This is a genomic window from Fibrella arboris, from assembly GCF_041321095.1.
Lineage (GTDB): Bacteria > Bacteroidota > Bacteroidia > Cytophagales > Spirosomataceae > Fibrella > Fibrella arboris.
Map to the genome: position 1 here is coordinate 50,515 of NZ_JBGGWE010000004.1, position 26,146 is coordinate 76,660.

The following is a 26,146-nucleotide window of genomic DNA, read 5'->3' on the forward strand; positions in this document are numbered from 1 at the left end:
TGGTTTCTTTCGTGTCTAGTAGGTTAGCTTATAACCGGTTCGCTGATTGCCAGATCGACACCAGCGGTGGTTCCGTTTGCCGATTTAGGCCCTTCCTGCATGTCCAGGGTAACCAGGTACCGTTCGGCATCGAGCGCCGCCATACAACCCGTACCCGCCGCCGTAATGGCCTGCCGGTAAATGTTGTCCTGCGCATCGCCACAGGCAAACACACCAGGTACGTTCGTGCGCGTACTTCCTTTCTCGGTCTGAATATAGCCGTGGTCGTCGAGCGTTACGTAGCCTTTGAAAATGTCAGTATTGGGTTTATGACCGATCGCCACAAAGAAGCCAGTCACGTCAATAACGTGTTCTTCACCTGTTTGCGTATTCTTCAACCGGGCCCCTGTCACGCCATTATCGCCCAAAATTTCGAGGGTATCGGTGTGCCACAGGATCTCGATATTTTCTTTCGCCTTGATACGGGCCTGCATGAACCGCGACGCCCGCATTTCGCCACGACGGACGATCATGTAGACTTTCCGGCACAGATTAGACAGGTAGCTAGCCTCTTCGGCAGCTGTGTCACCGGCGCCCACGATGGCTACGTCCTGATTCCGGAAAAAGAAACCGTCACAGACGGCACAGGCTGATACGCCATGGCCGTTTAGCCGCATTTCAGAGGGCAAACCCAGCCATTTAGCCGATGCACCCGTTGAGATAATAACACTGTCGGCCGTCAGTTCATGGGTATCATCAACCCATACGCGATGGGGACGACCGGGACCGGGGTTTTCAACAAATTCAACTTTGGTCACCAGCCCGTAGCGGACATCGGTACCAAAACGCCGGGCCTGCGTTTCCAGGTCCTGCATCATCTGCGGGCCCTGTACGCCTTCTGGATAACCGGGGAAATTATCTACTTCAGTCGTAATCGTCAGTTGTCCACCTGGTTGGCCGCCCTGATACAGTACGGGTTTCAGGTTAGCGCGAGACGCATAGATAGCAGCCGTGTAGCCAGCCGGGCCAGAGCCAATAATCAGACAATGAACGTGTTCGGGAGTCATATAAAATGCAGAAGTGTTCCTATAAAAACAGGCCATTAAACGCGTATTTGGTTAATTGACCGGTAAGTAGAGAACACGTGCAAAGGTCAAAAAATTTCGCTACAAAGCCAAGTCTACTAGTCTACGAACCAACTCGATCCAGTAGGCCTATTAGAAAGTGACTTTTCCGGCGGTCACAGCCTCGCCCCAAAACACGCTTGCCTGGCGGCTGAATTCGGCGGGAGAATCAGTTGTCAGGAATTGTCGCCTGCCCTGTCGGCTACACTGTTCGGCTAGCTCAGGGTGACGCTGTAAGTAGTCGATCAGGCTTTGGGCTACAATTGGTCCCTGGCTGATGGGTCGGACTGTCGCAGGCAAATGGGCGTGCAGTTTAGGCAACAGCAATGGGTAGTGCGTACAGGCTAGCAGCACCGTATCGATTTGTGGGTCGCGAGCCACTATCCGGTCAAGGTGCTGTTTCACGAAATAATCAGCCCCCGGCCGGGTCGACTCGCCGTTTTCGATGAGGGGCACCCACATTGGACACGCCTCCTGAGTGATGGTCAATTCCGGGAAAAATTTCCCGATTTCTACCAGATACGACTCCGACGTGACGGTACCGTTGGTGGCCAGAATGCCAACGTGGCCGGTCTGCGAATACTGCCCGATGATTTCGGCCGTAGGGCGGATCACACCCAGTACCCGGCGAGTGGGCAACGTACCTGGACCAGGGTAAAGCCGCGGCAAATCGAGTTGCTGAATATTGCGCAGGGCTTTGGCAGAAGCCGTGTTACAGGCCACCACCACCAACCGGCACCCCTGCTCAAACAGGTACGTGACACACTCGAGCGTATACTCATACACGGTCTCGAAAGATCGGGTACCGTAGGGCGTACGGGCATTATCGCCAAGGTAGAGGTAATCGTAGTCGGGCAGGGCCTTGACCAGCTCGCGAAGAACGGTCAAACCGCCGTAGCCAGAATCGAAGACACCGATAGGTTGATGAATCAAAGTCTAGAAAGTCGTTTAAGTTCGAGTACAAAGTCTGAAAAATCAGCTTATGGGTAAAGGTTTCGAGACCAATCAGCGCTCATTGCCTGACAAAGAAACGGCTTTCATGACTTTGTACTTTTTCAAAAACGACTTTCCAGACTAAATAATGCGTTCACAAGAATGGTTTGGCCGGACCGGCAAAGACGGCTTCATTTACCGCGCCTGGATGAAAAATCAAGGCTTTCCGCACCACGAATTTGAAGGCAAGCCTGTCATTGGTATCTGTAACACCTGGTCGGAGCTAACGCCCTGTAATGCCCATTTTCGCGAACTGGCCGAGGCCGTGAAGCGCGGCGTATGGGAAGCAGGCGGTTTCCCGCTCGAATTTCCGGTGATGTCGCTGGGTGAATGCCAGATCAAGCCCACGGCTATGCTTTTCCGAAACCTGGCCAGCATGGACGTGGAAGAAAGCATCCGGGGCAACTCCATCGATGGCGTCATTCTGCTCTGTGGCTGCGACAAAACCACACCTTCGCTGGTGATGGGTGCCTGCTCCGTTGATATTCCCACGATGGTCGTGTCGGGCGGGCCCATGCTGGCGGGCCGTTTTCAGGGGCGTAAAATAGGTACGTCTGACCTCTGGCGGTTTGCCGAAGACTATAAGATGGGCAACATGAGCCAGGCAGAATTTATCGCCGCCGAAGCCAGCATGGCCCGTAGCCAGGGGCATTGTGCGGTGATGGGTACGGCCAGCACCATGGCGGCGATGGTCGAAAGCCTGGGCCTGTCATTACCCGACAATGCAACGATTCCCGCTGCTGATTCGCGCCGGAAAGTGCTGGCCCACATGAGTGGTGTGCGGTCGGTTGAACTGGTGCGCGAGGGACTGACGCCCTCAAAACTTCTAACCCGCCAGGCCTTTGAGAACGCCATCATGATCAACGCAGCATTGGGCGGTTCGACCAATTTTATTTTACACCTGATGGCCATTGCGGGTCGGCTGGGTGCGCTGGGTGATGACGTTCAGTTGACGCTGGATGATTTCGACCGGCTGTCGGCGCAGATTCCGCTGCTGGCGAATTTGCAACCTTCTGGTGAGCACTTCGTGGAAGATCTCTTTTATGCCGGTGGCCTGCCAGCACTGATTCGTGAACTACTCCCCCACCTGCATGCCGATGCCTTGACGGTAAATGGTAAAACACTGGGCGAGAACTGCGCCGAAGCACGCTGCTATGACCCGGCCGTTATTGCCACGCTCGCCGAACCGTTTAAACCGAATTCAGGTATTGCCGTACTCCGGGGCAATCTGTGTCCGAATGGGGCGGTAATCAAACCGTCGGCCGCCACGCCGGAACTGATGCAGCACACCGGCAGGGCGGTTGTCTTCGAAGACATCGATGATTACAAAAAACGCATCGACGATCCTGATCTTTCGGCAGGTGCGTTCCCGCTGGATGCCGGCTGCGTGCTGGTGCTGAAAAATGTGGGGCCACGCGGTTACCCTGGTATGCCCGAGGTAGGCAACATGACGCTACCAGCCAAAATACTGGAACAGGGCGTCCACGATATGGTGCGTATCTCCGACGGCAGGATGAGCGGTACCGGCTTTGGAACGGTGGTGCTGCACGTCTCACCCGAATCGGCGGTAGGCGGCAACCTGGCGCTGGTTCAGAATGGCGACCTGATTACGCTCGACGTACCTAACCGGAGTCTGCACCTGCATGTGTCTGATGAGGAACTGGCCTTGCGTTTAGCCAGTTTCAAACCCCTCGAACTTGGCTACGAGCGTGGGTATGTGAACATGTTTATCCGCCACGTGACGCAGGCACACGAGGGGGCCGATTTCGATTTCCTGCGGGGTAGTTCTGGCAGTGTGGTTAAGCGGGATTCTCATTAAAAAAACAGGCAGGCCACATCGATAGCCAGGTACGTTCCACAGTCTGGCGATTGATCCATTGGCCTTCTCCCCTGACCGGTAAACATTAAAAAAAGTGACCAGCAATACCTTTCAACATCAGACTGTTCTTATCACCGGAGCAGGGCAAGGCATTGGCTTCGCTACGGCTCGCCATCTGGCCCGACTAGGTGCAAATGTGCTCCTGAATGATTTTGACACGACACTGGCCGAGCAGGCAGCCGTTTCGATTCGGGCAGCAGGTGGGTCGTGTGTCGCTTGTCCTGGCAATGCGGCTGATGTTTCTTTTATCCGGCAGCTGGTCGATACGGCAGTCAGTACGTTCGGCCGTCTCGACATCGCCATCGCGAATGCGGGAATCACCGTTTTTGGTGACCTGTTCACCACAACGCCTGAGGCTTTCGACACGATCGTGAGCCTAAACCTGCGTGGCACATTCTTTCTGATTCAGGCCGCCGCCGCCCGGATGCGGGAGCAGGGAAAAAATGCAGACAGAATAGCCGGACGAATTGTGCTGATGTCGTCGGTTGTGGGGCAGCTGGGTCATCCCGGCCTGCCTGTCTACAGCATGACAAAGGCTGGCTTGCAGATGCTGGCGCGTCAGGCTGTTATCGACCTGTCGCCGCACGGCATCACCATCAATGCAGTGGCACCAGGCGCAACGCTGACTGAACGAACCACCGATGACCCTGCCTATATTCCCAGCTGGTCGCGCATTACGCCAATGGGTCGACCGGCCACAGTAGACGATATTGCAGCTTCTATCTTATTTCTGGTTTCTCCGCAAGCCAGCCACATTACCGGGCAAACCCTTACCATCGATGGCGGCTGGACGGCAGTAGGGGTGCCGCCGGTATGAGAAAGTTTACAGTTTGCTGTTTTCAGTTGCGCTACTTAGTAAAATGTCCTTCCAGTGGCAGCGCAACTGAAAACAGTGAACAGCAAACCGTAAACTTCTTAGTATTCGTGTGGTAGAGCTACGTTCACGGCATCCTGAACGGGTAGTCCCTGCTTGTTCATCTGCTCAATAAACGGATCGGGATCAAGTTCTTCACAGTTCCAGACACCGGGCTTCAGCCAGACACCCGTTACCAGCAACAGGGCACCGATCATGGCCGGAACGCCCGTTGTATAGCTCACTGCCTGACCACGTACCTCTTTGTAGGTTTCGGCGTGGTCGCAATTATTCCAGATGTAATAGGTTTTGTCCTGCCCATTTTTGATACCTTTTATCTGGCAACCAATGCTGGTCTGGCCCGTATAGTTCTCACCGAGTGAATCAGGTGCGGGCAATACGGCCTTCAGGAATTCGAGCGGAATAACATCCATTCCCTGAAACTTGACCGGATCGATGCGCGTCATGCCTACATTTTGCAGCACTTCCAGGTGCGTCAGGTAGGCCTGGCCAAACGTCATCCAGAAGCGGGCCCGTTTCAACGTCGGGAAATTCTTAACGAGCGATTCCAGTTCTTCATGGTAGAGGACATACGACTCTTTGGGGCCAATTGCCGGGTAGTCGATTGACTTATGGATACTCATGGCCGGAATCTCGATCCACTCGCCATTTTCCCAGTAGCGCCCCGGCTGCGTGATCTCCCGAATGTTGATCTCGGGGTTGAAGTTGGTAGCAAAGGCTTTGCCGTGGTTTCCCGCGTTACAGTCGATGATATCCAGGTAATGCATCTCATCGAACTGATGCTTGGCGGCATAGGCGGTAAACACCTGGGTAGCGCCCGGATCGAACCCGCATCCTAACAGAGCCATGATACCGGCCTCTTCAAAGCGCTGTTTATACGCCCACTGCCAGCTGTACTCAAATTTAGCGACCTCTTTGGGCTCATAATTCGCCGTGTCCATGTAGTGCGTTTTAGTAGCCAGGCAGGCATCCATAATCGGTAGGTCCTGGTAGGGTAATGCTACATTGATGACCAGAAACGGCTTAACCTGCCTGATCAGCTCCACTACATCAGCAACAACGTCGGCATCGACCTGCGCCGTGGTTATCGCCACGCCATGCATGGCTTTGATCTCATCGGCAATTTTGTCACATTTTGATTTGGTGCGACTGGCGAGCGTGATGGAGGTAAACACAGCTGCGTTCAGCGCACATTTGTGGGCTACCACGCTGCCTACTCCCCCGGCTCCAATAATCAGCACATTGGCCATATTAGGTATGATTGTTTGTCAAGAAAACTACAGGCCGCAAAGATACATAGATCGGTACTCGGGTCGAAACGATTCTTCTCCTGCCAAATGTCCGTGAGATAAAAGTTACTAGCAATCGTTGAAATCGTTTTTCAATTTTAAGGATTGTAAAAGCCAAGGCCAATTTGGACACTAAAAGGTGAAAAAGTTGATAATCAATCAACTAAAATGATCTGGAATTAGCTCAGAATCTACACCTGTTTAAGAAGAAACGACTTAAAGCTGAATTAATTTTTAAGGTTACCACTTGGTAACATGCAGCTAATTGTACAGCTTTGCTGTAAAACGGAGTCTTTATTGAGTAATCATCCATAAATCTGAGTGACTATGAAGCAAGTAAAAAGACGTAACAGGGCCATGACTATGGAGCGCATTCTACGCGCCATGGGTGATGTGATGGCCGAAAAAGGTACCAAGAAGGCAGGCATCAATGCTGTTGCTGAGAAGGCAGGCGTGAACAAAGTCTTGATTTATCGATATTTCGGCGGCTGGAACGGCCTTTTAGAAGCTTATGTCCAACGCGGCTTTTTTCTGTCGATGTTCAATGACCGTTTTCTCGACACCGTTCCGTCGAATCCGGGATCAGAAGAGCGCAGTAAAATCTGGTCTGAATACGTCATTAAAGTTGCCCGCGAGTTTAGAAGCCGCAAGTCATCGCAGGAGCTGATCCGTTGGGAGATGCAGAATAGCGAAACGGAACTGGCCCGGCGCCTGTCCACTTTCCGCAATGAATCGTACAAAAAAATAATCGATAAGCTGGCCCCTTTTCCCGCCTACGATCCAACGGCGTTGACAGCCATTGTGTTAGGGGGTGTAACGTACCTAAGTCTGGTTAGCGATAACAGCAATAAAGTGGTCGATATCGACGTGAGTACCGACGAGGGCTGGGAGCGAATTGAAACGGCCGTTCGGCGTATATTCAGCAGCCTGAGCCATGCGCTGAACGCGCAGGAAACGACTCCCTCGCGCTAACTGACTGTAGTTCCTACACAACACAAAACATAACTGGGGTAGTAAGTGGCACAACAGGCGTCGCTTACTACCCCATTTTTTATTCGTTCATGAGCGTTTCGATCTCATCTGCTGCCAGCGGGATGTTGGCCATCAGGTCGACATTGCCCGATTCGGTGATCAGGATGTTGTTTTCCAGCCGTATCCCGATCCCTTCCTCACGGATATAGATTCCCGGTTCGCAGGTGAACACCATACCAGGTTCGAAGCGGCGGTATTTATTGCCGACATCGTGCACATCGAGACCTAAAAAATGGGATGTCCCGTGCATGAAATACTTTTTATACAATGGCGAATCAGGGTCCTGCCTGGCTACTTCCTGCCGGTCCAATAACCCAAGACCAATCAATTCGGCCTCCATCACCTTGCCCACTTCGCGGTGGTATTCGTCCCAAACGTTTCCCGTCACCAGCATGGCCTGCGCTTCCTTCATCACGCGCAGCACCGCCTCGTAGACGGCGCGCTGGCGAGGGGTGAAGCGGCCGCTGATAGGAATAGTACGGGTCATGTCGGCGTTGTAGTTGGCATATTCGGCACCCAGGTCGAGCAGGAGCACGTCCCCCGCCTGGCATTGCGCCGAATTCTCAATGTAGTGAAGCACACAGGAATTTTTACCCGCGGCAATAATGGGCGTATACGCTGCTCCCCGCGACCGGTTCCGCAGGAATTCATGCATCATTTCAGCCTCGATTTCATACTCCCACACGCCCGGCTTGACGAATTTGAGCAACCGACGGAACATTCCGTCCGTTATATCGCAGGCACGTTGGAGCAAGGCTACTTCGATGGGCGATTTAATGGCCCGAAGTTGATGCATCAGCGGAGCGAGCCTGCCTAATTTGTGTAGTGGATAGGTCCGTTTAACATGGGCTACGTAGCGGTCGTCCTGCGTTTGTACCGATAGCCCATTGCGGGTATGTTCGTTTGAATTCAGGAAAACCTGGTCGGCCTCAAAAATCAGCTGCGTAAAGATGTTTTCGAACTGGCTCATCCAGTAGATCTGTTTTTGCGGAATGCCCGACACCTGCTCTGCCTCAGCTTTAGTCAGCTTATGCCCTTCCCATATTTCAATGAGTTCGCTGGTTTCGCGCAGAAAAAGCGCCTCTCTGAACGCAGGGTTGGGATGCTGGGGAAACAGAACGAGCCGCGATTCTTCCTGATCAACACCAGTGAGGTAAAATAAGTCGTTATTTTGCCGGAACGGCATGCTACCGTCCGCATTGGTAGGCATTATATCGTTGGCATTCAGCACAGCTATGGCCTTCTCGGGCAGTAATTGGGCCAGTCGTTGACGATTTTGGCTGAAAAGTGTGTTGTTGATGGGCGAATAGCGCATAAAACAAGTTTACCAGTTGAGGTGTACGAACAAGCCCTACCGTTGCCTTTAGCAGGCGCATCAGTTCTGGGTACGTTCAGACCGCAACTTCCGCCTTACATCCCAAAACCGCAACCTTACTCGACAAAAATTGTGCGAATAACTCATTTACTTCTGCTTCTGTTGCTGGGTACGTCAGCACAAGCCCAGTCACAAACCTGCTGGATCTTACTGACCAGCAAGCAGGTAACTGACGCCCCCTCGCTTTCGCCGCAGGCCCTGATCAACCGGGCGGCGCTCCAGTTGCCCATCGATGATACTGACCGGCCTATTGCAGCCGCCTACCTGGCTCAACTCACCCAACTTGGCATTCAGGTACAATGTCGATCGCGCTGGCTCAATGCTGTTTCAGCGGTGCTTACGCCGACCCAGCGCGAACAGGTCAGTCGGTTACCGTTTGTTAGCGAGGTGCGTCCCGTTGATCGGTCTGTTACCGTTGCGACCCGATCAACCCGTTCCATTGAGCGAACAAAACTGGCGCCGGTCATGTCGCAGATTCAGGCGGCGGCCTTCGCAACCGAGAACCTGACGGGTCGTTTCGTACAGGTCGGTGTGATCGATGCCGGCTTTTTTGGCGCCGATTCGGTCAATGTGTTGAAGCCGATCACCGTACGCGGTGGTTTCCGCCAGGTACGCGACTACGTTAATAGACCCACGACGCAGAATAATTTATTCCGAACGCTGGAAACGATGTCAGACACGCACGGTACCGAAGTACTGGCCGCCATTGCCGGTTACGATCCAGTAGGGAATCTACAGTTGGGACTTGGCTACGATGCCACATTTTATCTGGCGCGTACGGATGCAGGTAACCGTGAGTTTCGGGGCGAAGAAGACAACTGGGTGCAGGCTATCGAGTGGCTGGATAGTCTGGGCGTGCGGCTGGTCAACACCTCCCTTGGCTACGCTAAAGGCTTTAGTAACCCGGCGGAAAACTACCAGCCTGCCCAGATGGACGGCCACACCAGCCTGATCAGTCGGGCGGCTCAGCTGGCCACTGACAAAAAAGGAATGCTCATCATCGTGTCGGCAGGCAATGAAGGAGATGATCGCAACTGGCGCATTGTGAGCACACCTGCCGACGCAGAGGGCGTTATTGCTGTTGGTGCGACTAATTCACGGCTTTGGAACCGTATCGGATACAGCAGCATCGGTCCTGAAAACCTGACGTACCTGAAGCCCAATGTTTCCTGCTTCTCGTTGTATGGTACCTCGCTGGCTGCTCCCGTTATTACCGGCTTCGCCGCTTGCCTGATGCAGGCCAATCCAAAGCTTACAAATCGGCAGTTACGGGACATCATCGAAAAATCGTCTCACCTCTACCCGTACGGCAATAATTATGTAGGTTATGGTGTGCCACAGGCATCGCGGGCATTGGCGCTGCTGCGTGGCCAGCCGCTGCCCGAAACAGCCAGGCAAGTGAAGGCCTCCGGCTCTAAAATCGTGCTGACGCTGCCCACCACCGAAACAACGGTCTCAATTTTTCGAAAGAAAGACGCTACCCACGTAGTGCAACAGGAAGCTGTTCGGGTAAACAAGGGCCTATTGACCCTGCACCGCCAGTCTGGTGAACAGTTTACGACGGTCGATTTAAAAAATGAAGTGATCGAGGTTGCCTGGTAGTCTCGCTGCGCGGGCAGGCTATAGCCAAAGCCTACAGGTACTTTTCGTGTTGAAGGTACGTCTGTACGTAGTCGGTGATGCCTCCTTCGAGGGTATGAAACGACCGCTCGTAACCAATTGAACGGAGTTTACTCATATTGGCCTGCGTGTAGTACTGATACTTGTCACGAATATCGACGGGGGTATCGATAAACTCGATCTGCGGTTCACGGTGCATGGCAGCAAAAGTCGCATTGGCCAGATCCAGAAAGGTGCGGGCTATGCCACTGCCCAGGTTATAGATGCCAGAGTTGCGGCGGTGATGCATCAGGAACAGGCAGACATCAACGACATCTTTGACGTAGACGAAGTCACGCATCTGGCCACCGTCGGCAAAGTCGGGATTATGCGACCGGAATAGCTTCATGCCCCCTGTTTTTCCTATCTGGTGGTAGGCATGGAAAATAACGGAGGCCATCCGCCCCTTATGGTATTCGTTGGGTCCGTATACGTTAAAGAATTTGAGGCCCGCCCAGAAAAAGGGCTTCCGTTCCTGCGCCAATGCCCAGATATCGAAATCGTTCTTCGACTCTCCATAGGGGTTTAATGGCTTCAGCTGCGGAATGAGCGACTCATTATCGTCGTACCCACATTCTCCCAGCCCATAAGTGGCCGCCGAGGAGGCGTAGACCAGCGGAATCTGGTAGTCGATACATTTTTCCCAGATTTTTTTTGAATAAGCTACATTCAGGTGGTCGAAAATCGCGTAGTCGAATTCAGTCGTGTCGGTTCGGGCACCGATATGAAACAGGAACTCTATTTCCTGGTAGTTGGCATCGAGCCAGTCGAAAAACTGTTCGCGCTCAACGAATTCCTGTATCTGTTTACCAGCGAGATTAGGCTTCTTGTCGGGGTTCGAGAAGTCATCGACAGCGATGATATAATTGAAGTTTTCCGCGTTTAACTTATCAATCAAACAACTGCCTATAAAACCGGCAGCCCCCGTCACAATAATCATAGAAAACTTCTGTTAAACGTCTAACCTATGTGTAATACCAAATACTGATCGAACAAATCCTGAAATAGGTTTGTAAAGGTACGGGCTTTCAGAAGAGGAAACTATAACGTATTCTTTTAAAAAATAGTACTATTCAAAGGATAGCCACCCAGCGAGCGTCCTCTAACAGCCCGAAGGATCCTAGCGTGCTCGGTTTATCGGTTTTCCCAACAGGATCTACATTAGGCTTGGCTGATCACTTTCAGAGCGTTTCTTATAACCCATGCAACGGCCCGTCTGGTTGTACTTTATCGTCATCGCCCAAAAAGATGTACTTTTGCAGCCTAATCAGTCGGCGTTATCTGGTAACCGCCGTAAACTAACCAGATGCAATGGTATACATTAGTCGAAAAGAACATTTCAACGCTGCCCATCGGTTATTCAACCCCAACTGGTCTGAGGAGCGTAATAAAGAGGTCTTTGGGCCCTGCGCCAACCACAACTGGCACGGGCATAACTTCGAATTGATTGTCACGGTAAAAGGCGAACCCGACCCGGATACTGGCTTTGTCGTTGACCTGAAAGTGTTGGGTGATGTCATCAGGCGAGAGATCATCGATCAACTGGATCACAAAAATATTAACCTGGATGTGCCCTTTATGCAGGGGAAAATGGCCAGTTGCGAAATTCTGGTGATGGAGATCTGGCGCCTGCTCGATCGGGCGCTGTCGCCGCTTACTGAAGCCCGCCTCCATCAAATCCGTCTGTACGAAACCGAGCGGAATTTTGTCGATTATTATGGCGAGTAGACCATGGTGATTGGGCGATCCGTTGCGCGTATCGTGGCCCCTTTGATCGAGGCGAATGACCACCTGATCCCCATAAATAATCCCTGATGACGTATTATGTAATAGCGGGCGAACGCTCCGGTGACCTGCACGGAGCGAATCTGATTCGTGCGATCCGGCAAAACGATACCGTTGCTCAGGTACGTGCCTGGGGTGGCGAGCAGATGGAGGCCGCTGGCGCAACGCTTGTCAGGCATTACCGGGAACTGGCCTTTATGGGGTTTTGGGAGGTTGCCAAAAACCTGGGTACCATCCGTCGATTAATGCGCGAGTGTCAGGCTGATATCTTGCATCATCATCCCGATGTGCTTATCCTGATCGACTATGCTGGCTTCAATCTGCGCATGGCCAAATGGGCGAAAAAACGGGGTATTCGGGTCTTTTATTACATCTCGCCTAAAGTATGGGCGTGGAATCAGCGGCGGGCGCTGGGCATCAAAGCCAATGTAGACCGGCTTTTCGTGATTCTGCCATTCGAGAAGACATTCTTCGACCAGTACAACTACGACGTAACCTACGTTGGCAATCCACTGCTCGACGCGCTGGCCAACCACCAGCCCAATGCAGCACTGGCCGCTCGGTTACGAAGTCATTCAGGTAAGCCGTTGGTTGCTCTGCTGCCCGGTAGCCGTCGGCAGGAAATCACCGCCATGCTGCCCATCATGCTGGAAACCACGCGCCAGTTTCCTGCTTACCGGTTTGCAGTTGGTACAGTCAGCAATCTGCCCGATACGCTTTACGATCGTCTGCTGCACGATTTTCCGGATGTGGAACGGGTCTCCGACGCCGCCTATGACCTGCTCCAGGCAGCTACCGCAGCTTTGGTTACCTCAGGAACGGCCACGCTTGAAACAGCTTTGCTGAACATTCCGCAGGTGGTTTGCTACCGAACCTCCTGGCTTAGCTACGCCATCGCAAAAAGGGTCATTGCTGTTCCCTACATCTCGCTGGTGAACCTGATTGTTGATCGACCACTGGTTACCGAACTGATCCAGGACGACCTGACACCTGCCCGCACGGCCGATGAATTGCGAGCCGTTTTGCCTGAAGGTAACCGCCGGGAAGAAGTTTTGGCTGGGTACGTTGACCTACAACAACGTATGGGGGCGCCGGGCGCTTCTGAACGCACCGGTGCCGAGATGGTAAGCGCGCTACGTCAGATGCTGGCTGGCTGATTATTTTTTAGGCAAACAATTCTCATCCGACAAATTGTGCGGACGAACTTCCCAGCCAATTTTATCCTTGAGCATATATCTCATTTCCAGCCGCTTAAGGCCGGCGATATTTCCTTCGTAGTCGGGAAACAGGAGCTGGTTCTGTGCCAGTACGGCTTCGGCCCGGCGTACTGCCGATTGAACCAGACTATCATCGTAAGTTGGATTGCAGTGCACAAAGGCCCAGACGTATGGGTCCAGATTTCCAGTTTTTTCATATGTTCTCGAATAAGTCTGGAACCGCTTCAGGGATGTTTCGTATGATTCGTTTGGATCTAACTGCACGACAGTGCCCGTACCCGGGCCTTCCGGATCTATCGCAAACAGAAGTAACAAGACCACGGCTACGCCCCCGCCAATGAGCAGGGGACGGTTTTTCGACATTTTAGCGGCACTATATAGCTCACCAGCCCGTTGACGCACCCGCTCCACACTAAATCCATCAAGCACCTTCTGCAGGCGGCCGCTGGTTGGCGCCTCCCGCAAGGGCTCATAGGCCGCTTGGTCAGGTGCAACGAACGAAGGTATGTCGACCAGTTGTGTTGGCTGCCCACCATTACCCGCTGCGGTTTGTGCCGACATATCGGTAAATGTTTCCGTTTCTGGTATATAGGCCGGTTGGGCGGCGTGTTCAACTACTGGTTCATTCGACTGGTCAGTTGATTCAGGTACGTTCACTTCTGTTGAATCAGCAACTGAAGCCTCAACCCTCTCTGTGGCGGAAGCCTTAACAGGCGACGGCTGGTCAGCGATAGGCTCGTCAGAAAAAGCTTCGGTTAATTCACCCGTGTCAGGCTCGGAAGCCGTTTCAGTCGTGACCTCCTCCTCAGGCAATTCGTCAACGCGGGCATCGGTCATTGGCAAATCCACAACTGCCTCCTTCAGGGTAGTAGCAAGCGTCGCCTGCCCGGCAGTATCTTCTTCGGTGAGGGTATCGGAGGTAGACAGGTCCTGGTCTCGTGTTGTTTCCAGACTGCCCCCCGGTTGCTCCTTTTCAGGTGCTTCGTCAACCACAACCTCGTCGGTAGTGACCGTGCGTTTCCGGTTAAAGAGTGGTTCAGCGGGTTCTTCGAGAAGTTCTGTCTGGTCTAGATACGGTACGCCTACAGGTTCCTGCTGCTTGTCAGGCTCGGTAGGTACGTTGGCTACCAGTTCCGGGTTTCTGTCCCCCTCCTCGATTGGCTCGTCATCAACCAGGCCATCAGCGTGCGTTGGTGAAGGTGCCTCAACCAGCAACTCAATAGGTTGCGCCAATGCCGACTGCATACGGGCCTGTTGCAGCCAAACGGTCAACTCGGGTATATCTGCCTTGTCGATAATTGGATCGAGGGCTTCGATTACACCATCCCATTGTTGACTGCGGAAAGCCTTTTCGGCGTCAATAATTCGTGGTTGCAGTTCAAGTAGGTCCAGCAATGCCCGAGCCGATTGAATGCGCTCTTCCGAGCTGACGATCAAGCACTTGCGAACCATTTGCTGATAAGGCTGCGGAATCGCCTGCAGATCGTCGGGAAAACGCTCTTCGTTGGCCAGTTTCCAAAACGAATACGCCTCTTCGCGTTGCGTTTCGGGAAACGACTTCCGGGCAATCATGTGCTTACCGGTAATTAATTCATACAGGATAATGCCAAACGACCAGAGGTCGGCGTTGTAATCGATATTTTCCGTATGCAACTGCTCGGGGGCCATGTAGGTTACGGTACCGATCCGCATACTGTTTTGAACAAACGCCCGCGCTGCTTCGGGATAATCGGTCATCATCTTACTGATGCCAAAATCAACGATGACTGGTCGGAACGCAATGCCTTCCGAATCGCTGTATCGAACCAGCAACACATTCTCCGGTTTAATGTCCCGATGCACAATGCCGTGGGTATGCAGGTGCGACAAGCCCAGCAGAAACTCACTGACGAACCGCTGCTGTTGCAGGTTTGACAAGCTGCTCCAGGATAAAGCCGTGCTGGTCAGGTTCCCGTCGCGGTAAAAGCGCATCACCAGAAATTCGTACGTACCGAATGGGGTAGCGTACCGGCCATAATACAGGTAGCGTACAACAAAGCGGTTGACGGGCACGGCCTGGGTGTTGGCGTATTCTTTTTCTAAGGTTAGTGCGTTATCGTCAACACTATAGAGTCGGCGCTTAATGGCTACTTCTTCGTTGGTCTCCAGATCAACGCCACGATAAATTTCCCCATGACCGCCTCTTGCCAGGGGCATAGCATAATCGCAGGCAAATTGCCGGGTGAACTCATCGTAGGTGAGAAATTGCTGCTTGCGGTATTCCACGGTGGTGCTAAATCAACAAACGACTGACAATAATTCTGTGTGAGCCAGGCATCTTTCCGGGTTAACAGATGAACCATCACCTCTTAACGTACCTGGCTGGTCAGGTCAACTGGTCTACGAAAATAAGCGCTGGATCCATGTTTTATTTTCCTGTTGCCGCCAGCGGGCCTCCTCGTCATCATCCATCGTGAACTGAAAAGAGTCGGGCGTGGCTTCTGCTGCCCCCTCCACGGGTTCGGGCATTGGCTCGGTCAATGGAGTTAGGCTCGGTTCAGCCAGCACTGGAGCCGTTTCAAGCTGAACCTGAGGTGATACCACTGGCATCACCTCATCGGACAGGATAGATTGTTCAATTGGGGCTGTTTCCGCCACCCGAACGAGATAGCCCGAATAATTATCGCGCGATTGCTCGGCACAGCTATCGAGGATCAGTTCTACTTTCTGGCGGTCGTTCAGGGTGTGGCTTAGTAAAATTTGCGTCAGGTCCGTGTTCGAGATGCTCTCCAGAACACCGTCCGTACACAGGAAAAAATAATCGTCGGGGGCCAGATCCTGCGTCACGTAAACGGTAGCCTGCGTTGGATGCTCGCTTCCCTGAATGGCCCGGGTAATCACATTTCGGCGCGGATGCGTAGCCACTTCGTCGGGCGATAGCTGACCGGCCCGTACCAGTTCGTTTACCAATGAATGGTCATCTGTTTGGTGGAGAATTTGTCCATCCCTAATGTGGTAAACCCGGCTATCGCCGATATGCGCAATGGTAACGCCCTGCTCGTGTAAGCTAAGCAGGGTCAACGTTGTTGACATGCCTAACAGATTGGCGTCAGTTTCATCAGCAATGGCCCGGTCAAACGCTTCTTCAACGGCCAGTAACGCGGCGCGAACAAACGAGGAGTCTATTTGAAGGCCAGGATGCTGACGGGTATACGAAACAATGGTTTCTCCGGCCAGCAAGCTAGCCAGTTCACCACGCTGAGCGCCGCCCACACCATCACAGACCACGAAAAGGCGGTCTGTCGGCGTGGCTTTACCCACAGCTGGCACTACATAATCTTCGTTGTTATCGCGACGCCCCTGCCTCGTGAATCCTACTGGGGGATATATGGATAGCACTCGATTCATACGCTGAAAATGCTTGCCGGTTTTCGTATACGTTGTTCACTATCAGGCGTTTCACTAATGATTACTTGCTGTTCAATGCAAGTAACGTGCGGTCAATCTCATCCAGCTTCTCCTCGGCCTGCTGCTTCAGCCGAGGATCAAACTTCCGTTCCAGTGTAATCTTCTCCAGACTCTGTCTCGACTGGGTGTAAAGCTGCCGCCGCTTTGTTACATCATTACCAAAACTCAGTACATCGGCTTTTTCTTTTTTAGCAACCGCAGCATTGTAGGCTATCTGATCCTTCAACGCCTCAATCTCTGCTTTAAGCTGACCAGTCTCGGCGCCGCCACCGCCTCCACCCCCGCCACCTCGGTTTGCTGCCGCCATAGCGGCATTCGACGCAATGACGAGCTGATCGTTCTGTGCCTTTAAATTGTCAACTTTATCCTCCAACTCTTTTTTTTCCTGCTCTGCCTGTCCCAGGGCATCCGAATCGTCACGCCGGTCGAGGAGGGCCGCCCGTTTTGATAAGTAGTTCCGCCGTTCGGTGCTCAGTCTGTACAGATACGAACAGGCATTGTCGCGCATGGTTAACCGGGCGCCGGTGAATCGATTGTTCCGCTGGAAGATATCGACCCTGCTTTTAAACTCACTGTTCTGTTTTTCGGCCTCCTGCAACCACGAATTCCAGGTTTCGTCAGATGCATTTTCGGCGGGACGAGTCTTATCAATTTCGTCCATTTTCTTCACATACGATTGTAGTGCGGTCATTTCAGCGGCCAGTGACTGTTGCTCGCTGACCGCCTTCTGGTTGAGGCTGCTGCCACCCGATTTTTTAGCCAGCTGGTACGTAATGCCAACAGGTACAGCTGTGATCAATAAATAAACCAGTACAAAGTTGAACAGGGAAGCACTTCGCTCTGCCTTGTTGATAGGATCCATACGTTTAATTAATGATGAGGTCGTTACGAAAATTTACTGAAAACTATAGCCGCCACCAAACGGGTCATTCACCCCATCGGCTGGTCGGTCTGCCCGGTGTGTCGACCGGCGTTGCGTGTCGAAATCATAATCGGTATTCTCCTGACCAATATACTCTAACTCTGTCATACGACGGAAGATGAGCCGGATGTACTCCCAGCACCGATCGATCAGGGGCAAGTGGTGCTGCAATTGCCCATGTCGATACTGCTTGGTAATGACGTCGTTAATGGCCGTTTCTACTGTAGCAGGCTCAATATTTGTCCAGCTCTGGAAATAAGGCAGTACCAGTTCGCGCCCCAGCGACGGTGAATTTTTATCTTCTTCACAGAGGCAATCGAGCGTAGTTTTCAGCAGCCGTGTAGCACGGGTAACGTACCTGATGTATTCCATCGGCGACTGTTCGCGCCCGCCAAACTGAAGATGATTCAAGGCATCATCCAGACTTCCCGCAATGTGCTCGGCTAAAATCCGAATCTGTTCGGCCAGTGGCCCGGCTCTGTAGGCCTGTTCTGTCCGGCGTTTACGAACTACTTTGGCCACAATCTGATAGGCATCACGTTGTACTTCAGCCAGTGTTTTATTCAGCTTTTCGGTCCAGGCAAGCAGTTGATCGTGTGCACTAATGGCGGCACAGGCTGGAATAAACGCTTCGTCTTTACTCAGCATACCGTTTTTAGCCAGCAACTGTCCGACAACCAGGTGGTGCGATTCAAATGAAGCTGACGGATAAGGTGGTGTGGCGACAAGAACGCCATTCTGAGCCGCCGACGAATACGCGGTTTTTCGATCGCTTTCCTGCTGATTGCTCGGCACAATTGTCAACGTGTACGTCGGTACGGTGAACGGAGGCCGCGGAAAGGGTTCATTGTTGGCAGGTTCGCCAATTGGCTGCCGCACATACAGATCAACCGACAGCACAATGAGGAACTGTAGCTCCTCGGCGGGAGGCATGTTGTACTTATCTAAAATAGCCTGCAGGCTCGTTGCCAACTCAACCTGCTGGTTGACTATTTCGATACGGCATCCTGCTCCTGTCACGGCCCGGCAGTGCGTAAGCTGTACCCGTACGTTCTGGGTCCGGTCTGTAATTACCTGAATACCAAAGGGGGGCGAATCGGACGACAGTAAGCCATAATTATAGTTTGTCAGCGCTACGGCGCTGGTATCGCGCAGATGATCACTGACAAAATGCTCAAAGTCGGTGAAGTGCTTACGGGCTATTTTCATCCCGTCTACCCAGTTTACAGGGTAGTGTTCCAGTTTAGGCAGCATGGCTCGCGTAGCAGAATAGGTTATGGACAGGAGCACCGCAATCTATTACATTCGGTATAGAATTGATTGCGCCTTCCATTCCATCTGAACGAATTTAGCCAATAATAACTATGTGGACGAAATAGGTCTGCTACTTAATGGCAGAAACAGCTAACGGAGCCGGAATTTCGCCGGTTTCTATCCAATCAGACAACCACGTTTTATGCGGTGAGGAAAAGTCAGCAAAGAATTCGTAGAAAGGAAGCATATCACGCTGATAATCACCCGTTACGTAGATAGGATCGCTTATAAAAATGGTTTTCCGCGACCAGTCGAACCCGACCAGAACCAGGGGGATATTGGCTTTTTGCGCCATATAATAAAATCCCATCTTTAGCTTACTAACATCGCTACGAGTGCCTTCAGGCGTGATACATACGTGGAGTGTATCATGGCGATTAAACGTCTCGGCTACAGCCTCCACCAGGTTGTTGGCCTTGCTCCGGTACACGGGAGTGCCACCTAATGCGCGAAAAAACCAGCCGCCGTACCAGGTAAACAGCGAGCTTTTAGCGAGATACCCGATGTAGGTACGTAGCTCGTGGCGAATCCAGAGGCCAAGCGGAAAATCCCAGTTGGTGCTGTGGGGAACAACAACCCAAAGCGCTTTCGGTACGGTTGGTCTGGGCCCAACGATTTTCCAGCCCAGGCGGTGATAGATCCAGGTAAGCAGCGCACCAAGCATACGAAGTAAACGTTTACGGTTGTCCAAAAAAATAGTGTCTATCGTACAGCACCCCAAGCCAGGCCGGATATTGTACGATAGACACTAAACCATTGAACTATACTAATAATTCCGCTCTTTGCTCACCAGCCAACGGCCCGTGATAAAGGATGCAATGAGTAATACAGCGTAGAAAATCAGCGTACCAATGGTAGAAAGCGTGTCGTGTGTCATGACTGTCAAACGTAATGTTAGGCAACGTGCGTTAGCGCAACTTGGTGCATGCAAAGATAAAAATAAAACGGCCCCTGCGCAGGGGCCGTTCCAGGTTAATTACCAATGATAGCAAAATGCTTCTGTAGCAGGTCTTCGTATTTTTTCGACAACTGCGGTTGCTTCGCTTCTTTGTAGGCTTCGGCCAGCATCTGCAACCCATACAGATCAGCGTTGGTTTCGCCTACCGTCCGACCTGTCTTTTCGTAATACGTCAGGTTCTGATCAGCACGCCGGCTCATGGTATCGGCTATATCAGTGGCCTGTTTGGTATCTCCGATCTCCAGCAACAGACGAACATAACTGGCCGACACCTGGTCATAGGGGATGCTCTTATCGGGCAATACGCTCAGGCTGCGCTCCAGCACCTGTTTAGCCTGCTCTTTTTTGCCTTCGCGCAGCAGTTGATCCGCCAACCGGAAGAAGGCGATTCGGGCTGATACAACCGGCGACCCTTTGAACGTCTCATCGTAATAAGTGTTCGGGTTGTTCATTTCGCGCCACGCCATGCGGTTCATCATGTTTTTGTACATAACATCGCTGTTAACGTACCCATCCTGCACCCCCGGAATAGCTACAGGCATAAGCCGGTAAGCATAGCCTTCGAGTTGCATATGGTCCCGAAGGTTCAGGTAGCTTTCGCCCCCGAGGGTCGCTGAGAAGTAGATAGGCCGTTGCCAGTTATTGGCCGCAATCATATCGAGAATGATCAGGTCGGGCTTATACAGGTTACGCTCTCCGATCGTCCACTGAAGGGTATCTTTCAGGAAAGGCCGCAACTCCGCAGGCACAAAACCGGCTTTATCAACTGCGGCTTTATCAATCGGCAGGAAGAGCGTCGAAGAAGGCAACGTATTGGCCATTTCGCCTGTAGTCAGCGGCACCTGTATGGCCGGGCTATTCTGCTTGATCAGGCTGATGTACTGCCGCAGGTCAATGCCACTTTTCACCGATGGGTTGGCGTAGTAGAGGACAATGTCGTTTTTCCCCTTGTTGAACTGTTCCATGTCCAGCGAGATAGGCAGGGCCTTCGACTCGTAGGTATCCCGCTTCATCTGTTGAATATACCATTCGGTACCCAACAGGCTGAGGTTGCACACGCGCACATCGCGCCGTATGCCTTCCACCTCCTGGGCGTACCAAAGCGGGAATGTATCGTTATCACCGCCTGTAAACAGGATTGCGTTGGGGGCGCAGGAGTTCAGCAGATTCTTCGCAAAATCAACTGAATGGTATCGATTCGACCGATCGTGGTTATCCCAGCTTTTCGCCCCCATCATTACAGGCACCAGCAGAAAAATAGCGGGTACCAACGCATTGCGCAACGTTGCACTCTTGATGAAGGTGTTCAATCCTTCGGCAATCGACGTAACGCCCAACCCTACCCAAATGGCAAAGAAATAAAACGACCCCACATAGATGTAGTCGCGTTCGCGGGGTTCAGAGGGTGGTGAGTTCAGGAATACCTGTAGCGCGATGCCTGTGAAGAGGAACAATAACATGACCACCAGGAAATCACCACGCCGGCGGAACGCCTGATAAACGATGCCCAGCAGGGCCAGCACCAACGGCAACATATAGAAATTGTCGCGGCCTTTATTGTCTTGAAGCACCTCGGGCAGGCCTTTATTACTCGAGAAAGGCGTCAGATAACCCGCCCCTTCGATGTCGCTCTCCCGACCGGCAAAGTTCCACATCAGGTACCGGGCCCACATGTGGCCAAGTTGATAGGTGATAAAGAAATTGATATTGTCGCCAAACGTAGGTTTTTGCCCTTCGGCCAGATTTAACCACCGGCGATACAGCTGCGGATGGTTCTGCTGATTACTCCACACCCGTGGAAACAACATCTGATCCCCTTTTTCGTAGGTGTAAACCGGCTTATAATCGAAGATCTCGTAACCCGTTTTATTCTTCATGTATACTGGCTCCAGCTTACTCTTGTCACTTTCCTGGCCAGTTGGTTCAGCCGTAAAAATCGGCCCGTATGTCAGTGAGCGGCTGCCATATTGCTCCCGTTTCAGGTATGAGATGAAGTTCAGCGCATCGCTCGGGTCGTTCTCGTTGATCGGCGTGTTGTAGTTCGACCGCACCAGCACCTGAATAAAAGAAGCATAGCCGATCAACACGAAGGCGAACGCTAACAGGCCTGTATGCAGGGCTACATTACGCTTGCGTGCCGACCAGATGATGAGGTAGATCAGGGCACTGAAAAACACGATCACGAAGGTGACGACCCCCACGTTGAAAGGCAAACCCAGTGTATTTACCGCAAACCGTTCAACCGCAAAGGCCGAACTGGGCAGACCAGGAATTACACCCGCGTTGATCACCCCCAGGAACGCCATACCGATGCAGAAGGCGAACACCACGCCCCAGGTAGTTGGCTGGGTGTATTTGTTGGCAGGCAGCGTGCGCAAGACCATGATGAACGCCCCCACCAGCACCGCCATGTATAGACTCCGCCAGATCACGTTTTCGAGCAACACCAGCCCCAACATCAGCATGATCCCCAGCAACAGGGTAGCCAGCATATCCCGGGGCGACAAGCGATTATAGTGCTTGTAATAGAATAGAAGGGCCAGTGCAGGCAGCGTAACAAGGTTCAGCAAGTGGACACCGATTGACAAGCCCGTCAGGTAAGCAATCAACAAGACCCAGCGGTTGGCCGTGGCTTCATCCTTAATCCGTTCCCAGCGCAGGGCGGCCCAAACGACGACGGCCGTAAAAAACGATGACAGACCATATACCTCAGCCTCAACGGCAGAGAACCAGAACGTATCGGAGAAGGTATAAACCAAGGCGCCAACGGCCCCCGATCCAATCACCAGAAACGTATCGGCGTTCGTGTAGTTTTCTTCGTCCGTCGTTAGTGTTTTCTGCACCAGCATGGTAATGGTCCAGAACAGGAACAGGATCGTTGCCGCGCTGGATAGCACCGACACCATGTTGATCCAGTACGCCACTTTTGTTACATCGCCTCCTGCCAGGAAGGAAAATAAACGGCCCAGGAGAAGAAAGAAAGGAGCACCTGGTGGGTGAGGTACCTGAAGTTTATAGGCACAGGCAATGAACTCGCCACAGTCCCAGAAGCTGGCAGTACGTTCAACGGTTAAAGCATAAGTAATCAATGCCACCGCGAAAATGACCCAGCCAGTGAGGTTATTCAGGCGTTTGTAGGAAAGCATGTTTGTGTAGGGATTGAACGAAACGATTGCCCAAAAATAGGGAAATAAGGGCCAACAGGGGTGTTAATTATTCCTAAACAACCAGCGGGCTGGTTTTAGGGGCTGGCCAGTTGCATCAGTACGCCGCAGACATAGCCCATATACGTACCTACAGCATACCCTACAATAGCCATCAACACGCCTACCGGAGCAAGTGCCGGATGAAAGGCCGCTGCTACAATGGGGGCTGTGGCCGGCCCCCCTATACAGGCCTGGCTCCCCACAGCCAGCAGAAAATAGGGAGACCGGATCAGCCGGCTGAACCCAATCATCAACAGCACGTGAAAGGCCATCCAGACAAGCCCGACAATGATCAATCCCGGCTGATCAGCGATGGCGAGTACGTTCATCTTCAAGCCAATGGTGGCAATCATGATATAGAGTAGCACCGTCGCCAGCTTTGAAGCGCCTGCGCCCTCCAGGTGGCGCAGGCGGGTGAAGGAAGCCGCTACGCCTAATGCCGTAGCAAGCCCCACCAACCAGAAGAAGGACGTACCCAGGCTAAATCGGTTCAGCACGGGCGAGTGCGTATGGATATAAGCGGCCAACGGATCGGCAATGGCCGTTGCCACTGCCGTACAGCCAAACCCTACGGCCAACACCTGCACCAACTCTGTACTGGTTGGGGTTCGCTCACTGACAGCAGCCTGTTGCTGTACCTTCTGGCGCACTTCGTCGACCGCCGACACATCGGCCCGAAGCCAGCGGTCGATACGTGGAGCCCGGGCAGCGCCGTATAGCAACGTACCCAGCCAAATATTCGACACAAAAACATCGACGGTGACAATGGCGGAAAATAACGCATCGCTGGGTTGAAATACTTCTTTGAGCGCTGTCTGGTTGGCCCCGCCACCAATCCAGGTACCGGCCAGCGTAGCCAGCCCCCGCCAGACAGCATCCGGGCCAGTTCCACCCACAAGAGCTGGAGACAGATACGCCAGTGCCCATACAGCCAGCGGACCACCCAGCATAATACTTACAGCCGATGCGCCGAACATGAGCACCGCTTTACTGCCTAATCGTTGAAAAGCGCGTATATCGACACCCACAGTAAACAGCACCAGGCTACAGGGAAGTAGCAAACGGGTTACTACTGTGTAGAGTGCATCGACCGCCTCGGGTGTTGCCAAACCAGTTGTGTTTAGCAGTGATGGAATGAAATAACAAAGTAGCGTGGCGGGAACAACGCCGTAGAAGCGTTGCCAGACCAGTTTGGTACTGCTGGCGGTGGTAAGCACAACCGCGATGATCAGCAATAAAACGCCAAGAAGAATCGGAGGAGTCATTCAGCGAAGAGAAGTGAATAGGTCTGAATGGGCTGGAGCAGCCAGCATTCGACCGGCTAAAAATAAACAACGCCGGCCTCAACTTGAGCCGGCGTGTCGTAATTACACTTCATCAACAAACTAAAAACCAAAAAGCTGTAGGAGGGGGACTCGAACCACCCACGGTGCGGTTAGCTACAGTACAACATCTGGTGGTCAACCCCAGTCGCTCCGAAGAAACGAATTCCGCAAAGCGGCATTATGCTGCGTTTATCCCTTATCACCACCCCCGAGACAGGAGGGCACGTCTGCCAATTTCGACACCCTACAATGAAAACCTTGTCTTGTTAATGGAATCGGGGCGTCTAATCCCCCTGATCAACTTGACAATGCAAAGATAGTGGCCGGGGTAAATTCATTGCAAGTATTTTATAAAAATAAGCTAAAATTTACGGTTTATATAAAAACAAGCTATTTTTGTTAGCAATTCATCAAAATGACTATGGAAAAAGCGGCCAAAAATTTAGAAATTGATAACGTCGATCTCAAAATTCTAAATTTATTGATGCAGGATGCAACGATGGCCTACACCGAAATCGGGAAGCGCATCTTCGTATCGGGCGGTACGGTGCATGTCCGCATGAAAAAGATGGAAGACATGGGCATTGTCCGTGGTTCGCAGTTGATCATCGATCACACTAAACTTGGCTGGGACATCAGTGCCTTCCTGGGTATCTACCTCGATAAGAGTTCGCTATATGGGGAAGTGGCTGAACAGTTAATGAAAATCCCCGAGGTGGTGAACATTCACTACACCACGGGGATTTACAGCATCTTCGCCAAGATCGTTTGTCGCGATACACTCCACCTGCGCCAGGTTTTACACGACAAGATTCAGAAAGTGGGCGGTATTCAGCGAACGGAGACGTTTATCTCACTCGAAGAGAGCGTTAACCGGCCTGTACCCTTCACGGAAACCAGTCTGGCTAATCAGGATTCTTTGTAAATCTTGTACGCTGTCTTTTCAACGATCCCTTTAGGCAATAACCAGGCGGCGAAAGCGCCCAGTTTATTGATCCCCCCGGTAATGACTTCTGCTTTGCCGGCCAGCATAGCTACGACTGCCTGTTTGGCTACGGCCTCTGGTGTCATCGTTATCTTTTTAGCCGCCTCGCGTGCCTTCTGATTAATCTGCGCCCGATCATTGAAACCCGTGTCAGTGGCCCCGGGGCTAATGCACGTGACGCTAACCGATGTGCCAGCTAGCTCGTGGTGGAGGCCCCGACTGAAATTCAGCACAAACACTTTCGTAGCGGCGTACAGGCTCATGCCCGGCAGCGCCTGGTAGGCCGTTGAGCTGGCAATGTTCAGCACGTACCCACGCGGCTGACGACGAAGCTCGGGCAGAAGCCGCTGGGTCAACTCTACCAACGCGGTCATGTTCACCTGCATCATGGCCAGATTGTCGCTCACCGCATACTGCTCAAACTGACCACTAAGACCGTAGCCAGCGTTATTGACCAGTACTGATACAGCGTATTTGTTAGTCATACACCAGTCCACTACCTGTTGGGGTGCGGCCGGATCCGAGAGATCCACAGCCAGTGAGTCGACGCTTACCCGATAATCGGCTGCCAGTTGCCGGGCAAGCTGTTGCAGTTGATCGCCTGAGCGTGCTACCAGTAGCAGATTATAGTTTCGGCGAGCCAGTTCGGCAGCGATGGCCAGACCAATACCCCGGCTGGCTCCGGTGATGAGTGCGTAGGACATAAAAAAAGAAGTTTCCAGTTTACAGTTGTCAGTTTGAAAGTTACCGAAGCAACATGAACCTGACGACTGTGAACTGAAA

At 52.4% G+C, this 26,146-nt stretch carries 20 protein-coding genes; 7 read left to right on the forward strand and 13 right to left on the reverse strand.

Annotated elements, in window-relative coordinates:
- Window positions 1–23 precede the first annotated feature (23 nt).
- Entirely contained in the window at window positions 24–1,046 is a 1,023-nt protein-coding gene (gene trxB, locus ACAW75_RS07850; RefSeq protein WP_370728144.1) for a thioredoxin-disulfide reductase, read from the reverse strand.
- A 150-nt stretch (window positions 1,047–1,196) separates the two neighbouring features.
- A complete protein-coding gene (gene murI / locus ACAW75_RS07855; protein ID WP_370728531.1) occupies window positions 1,197–2,033 on the reverse strand; it encodes a glutamate racemase in 837 nt (278 codons plus the stop codon).
- A gap of 151 nt (window positions 2,034–2,184) precedes the next feature.
- Between murI and ACAW75_RS07860 the strand changes: the two genes are divergently transcribed.
- On the forward strand, window positions 2,185–3,915 hold the full coding sequence (locus ACAW75_RS07860) for an IlvD/Edd family dehydratase (RefSeq protein ID WP_370728145.1): 1,731 nt from the start codon (window positions 2,185–2,187) through the stop codon (window positions 3,913–3,915).
- Window positions 3,916–4,009: 94 nt separating this feature from the next.
- Window positions 4,010–4,792, forward strand: a complete 783-nt coding sequence (locus ACAW75_RS07865; protein WP_370728146.1) for an SDR family NAD(P)-dependent oxidoreductase — start codon at window positions 4,010–4,012, stop codon at window positions 4,790–4,792.
- A gap of 98 nt (window positions 4,793–4,890) precedes the next feature.
- Here ACAW75_RS07865 and ACAW75_RS07870 read toward each other — a convergent pair whose 3' ends face one another.
- On the reverse strand, window positions 4,891–6,099 hold the full coding sequence (locus ACAW75_RS07870) for a saccharopine dehydrogenase family protein (RefSeq protein ID WP_370728147.1): 1,209 nt from the start codon (window positions 6,097–6,099) through the stop codon (window positions 4,891–4,893).
- Window positions 6,100–6,495: 396 nt separating this feature from the next.
- On the opposite strand from ACAW75_RS07870, the gene ACAW75_RS07875 reads away from it, so the two are divergent.
- Complete coding sequence (locus tag ACAW75_RS07875) at window positions 6,496–7,110, forward strand: TetR/AcrR family transcriptional regulator (protein WP_370728532.1); 615 nt, start codon at window positions 6,496–6,498, stop codon at window positions 7,108–7,110.
- 79 nt (window positions 7,111–7,189) lie between these two features.
- Here the strand turns inward: ACAW75_RS07875 and ACAW75_RS07880 are convergent, their stop codons facing one another.
- Complete coding sequence (locus ACAW75_RS07880) at window positions 7,190–8,485, reverse strand: aminopeptidase P family protein (protein WP_370728148.1); 1,296 nt, start codon at window positions 8,483–8,485, stop codon at window positions 7,190–7,192.
- Between the two features lie 138 nt (window positions 8,486–8,623).
- On the opposite strand from ACAW75_RS07880, the gene ACAW75_RS07885 reads away from it, so the two are divergent.
- Window positions 8,624–10,147: a S8 family serine peptidase gene (locus tag ACAW75_RS07885; protein WP_370728533.1), complete on the forward strand. Its 1,524-nt coding sequence runs from the start codon at window positions 8,624–8,626 to the stop codon at window positions 10,145–10,147.
- Window positions 10,148–10,178: 31 nt separating this feature from the next.
- Here ACAW75_RS07885 and rfaD read toward each other — a convergent pair whose 3' ends face one another.
- Window positions 10,179–11,144, reverse strand: coding sequence for an ADP-glyceromanno-heptose 6-epimerase (gene rfaD / locus ACAW75_RS07890; RefSeq protein WP_370728149.1), 966 nt, complete (start codon window positions 11,142–11,144; stop codon window positions 10,179–10,181).
- Between the two features lie 371 nt (window positions 11,145–11,515).
- Here rfaD and ACAW75_RS07895 point away from each other — a divergent pair, with 371 nt between their 5' ends.
- Window positions 11,516–11,932, forward strand: coding sequence for a 6-pyruvoyl trahydropterin synthase family protein (locus ACAW75_RS07895; RefSeq protein WP_370728150.1), 417 nt, complete (start codon window positions 11,516–11,518; stop codon window positions 11,930–11,932).
- Window positions 11,933–12,018: 86 nt separating this feature from the next.
- Entirely contained in the window at window positions 12,019–13,146 is a 1,128-nt protein-coding gene (lpxB, locus tag ACAW75_RS07900) for a lipid-A-disaccharide synthase (protein WP_370728151.1), read from the forward strand.
- Here the strand turns inward: lpxB and ACAW75_RS07905 are convergent, their stop codons facing one another.
- From ACAW75_RS07905 to ACAW75_RS07935, 7 genes are all read right to left on the reverse strand, one after another.
- Window positions 13,147–15,471, reverse strand: coding sequence for a serine/threonine-protein kinase (locus ACAW75_RS07905; protein WP_370728152.1), 2,325 nt, complete (start codon window positions 15,469–15,471; stop codon window positions 13,147–13,149).
- 114 nt (window positions 15,472–15,585) lie between these two features.
- Window positions 15,586–16,593 (reverse strand): PP2C family protein-serine/threonine phosphatase, encoded by a 1,008-nt coding sequence (locus tag ACAW75_RS07910; RefSeq protein ID WP_370728153.1) that lies wholly within the window; start codon window positions 16,591–16,593, stop codon window positions 15,586–15,588.
- Between the two features lie 61 nt (window positions 16,594–16,654).
- Window positions 16,655–17,515: a hypothetical protein gene (locus tag ACAW75_RS07915; RefSeq protein WP_370728154.1), complete on the reverse strand. Its 861-nt coding sequence runs from the start codon at window positions 17,513–17,515 to the stop codon at window positions 16,655–16,657.
- A gap of 33 nt (window positions 17,516–17,548) precedes the next feature.
- Window positions 17,549–18,829 (reverse strand): hypothetical protein, encoded by a 1,281-nt coding sequence (locus ACAW75_RS07920; RefSeq protein ID WP_370728155.1) that lies wholly within the window; start codon window positions 18,827–18,829, stop codon window positions 17,549–17,551.
- Window positions 18,830–18,959: 130 nt separating this feature from the next.
- Complete coding sequence (locus ACAW75_RS07925; protein WP_370728156.1) at window positions 18,960–19,553, reverse strand: 1-acyl-sn-glycerol-3-phosphate acyltransferase; 594 nt, start codon at window positions 19,551–19,553, stop codon at window positions 18,960–18,962.
- 308 nt (window positions 19,554–19,861) lie between these two features.
- Window positions 19,862–22,993 (reverse strand): protein O-mannosyl-transferase family, encoded by a 3,132-nt coding sequence (locus tag ACAW75_RS07930; RefSeq protein ID WP_370728157.1) that lies wholly within the window; start codon window positions 22,991–22,993, stop codon window positions 19,862–19,864.
- A 95-nt stretch (window positions 22,994–23,088) separates the two neighbouring features.
- Window positions 23,089–24,318 carry a DUF819 family protein gene (locus ACAW75_RS07935; protein WP_370728158.1) on the reverse strand — a complete coding sequence of 410 codons (1,230 nt, stop codon included), beginning with the start codon at window positions 24,316–24,318 and terminating at the stop codon, window positions 23,089–23,091.
- A gap of 481 nt (window positions 24,319–24,799) precedes the next feature.
- Here ACAW75_RS07935 and ACAW75_RS07940 point away from each other — a divergent pair, with 481 nt between their 5' ends.
- Window positions 24,800–25,303: an Lrp/AsnC ligand binding domain-containing protein gene (locus ACAW75_RS07940; RefSeq protein WP_370728159.1), complete on the forward strand. Its 504-nt coding sequence runs from the start codon at window positions 24,800–24,802 to the stop codon at window positions 25,301–25,303.
- Here the strand turns inward: ACAW75_RS07940 and ACAW75_RS07945 are convergent.
- The gene (locus ACAW75_RS07945) at window positions 25,288–26,067 is read right to left on the reverse strand and encodes an SDR family NAD(P)-dependent oxidoreductase (RefSeq protein ID WP_370728160.1); all 780 of its coding nucleotides are present in this window, start codon (window positions 26,065–26,067) and stop codon (window positions 25,288–25,290) included. The genes ACAW75_RS07940 and ACAW75_RS07945 overlap by 16 nt on opposite strands.
- Between the last annotated feature and the right edge of the window lie 79 nt (window positions 26,068–26,146).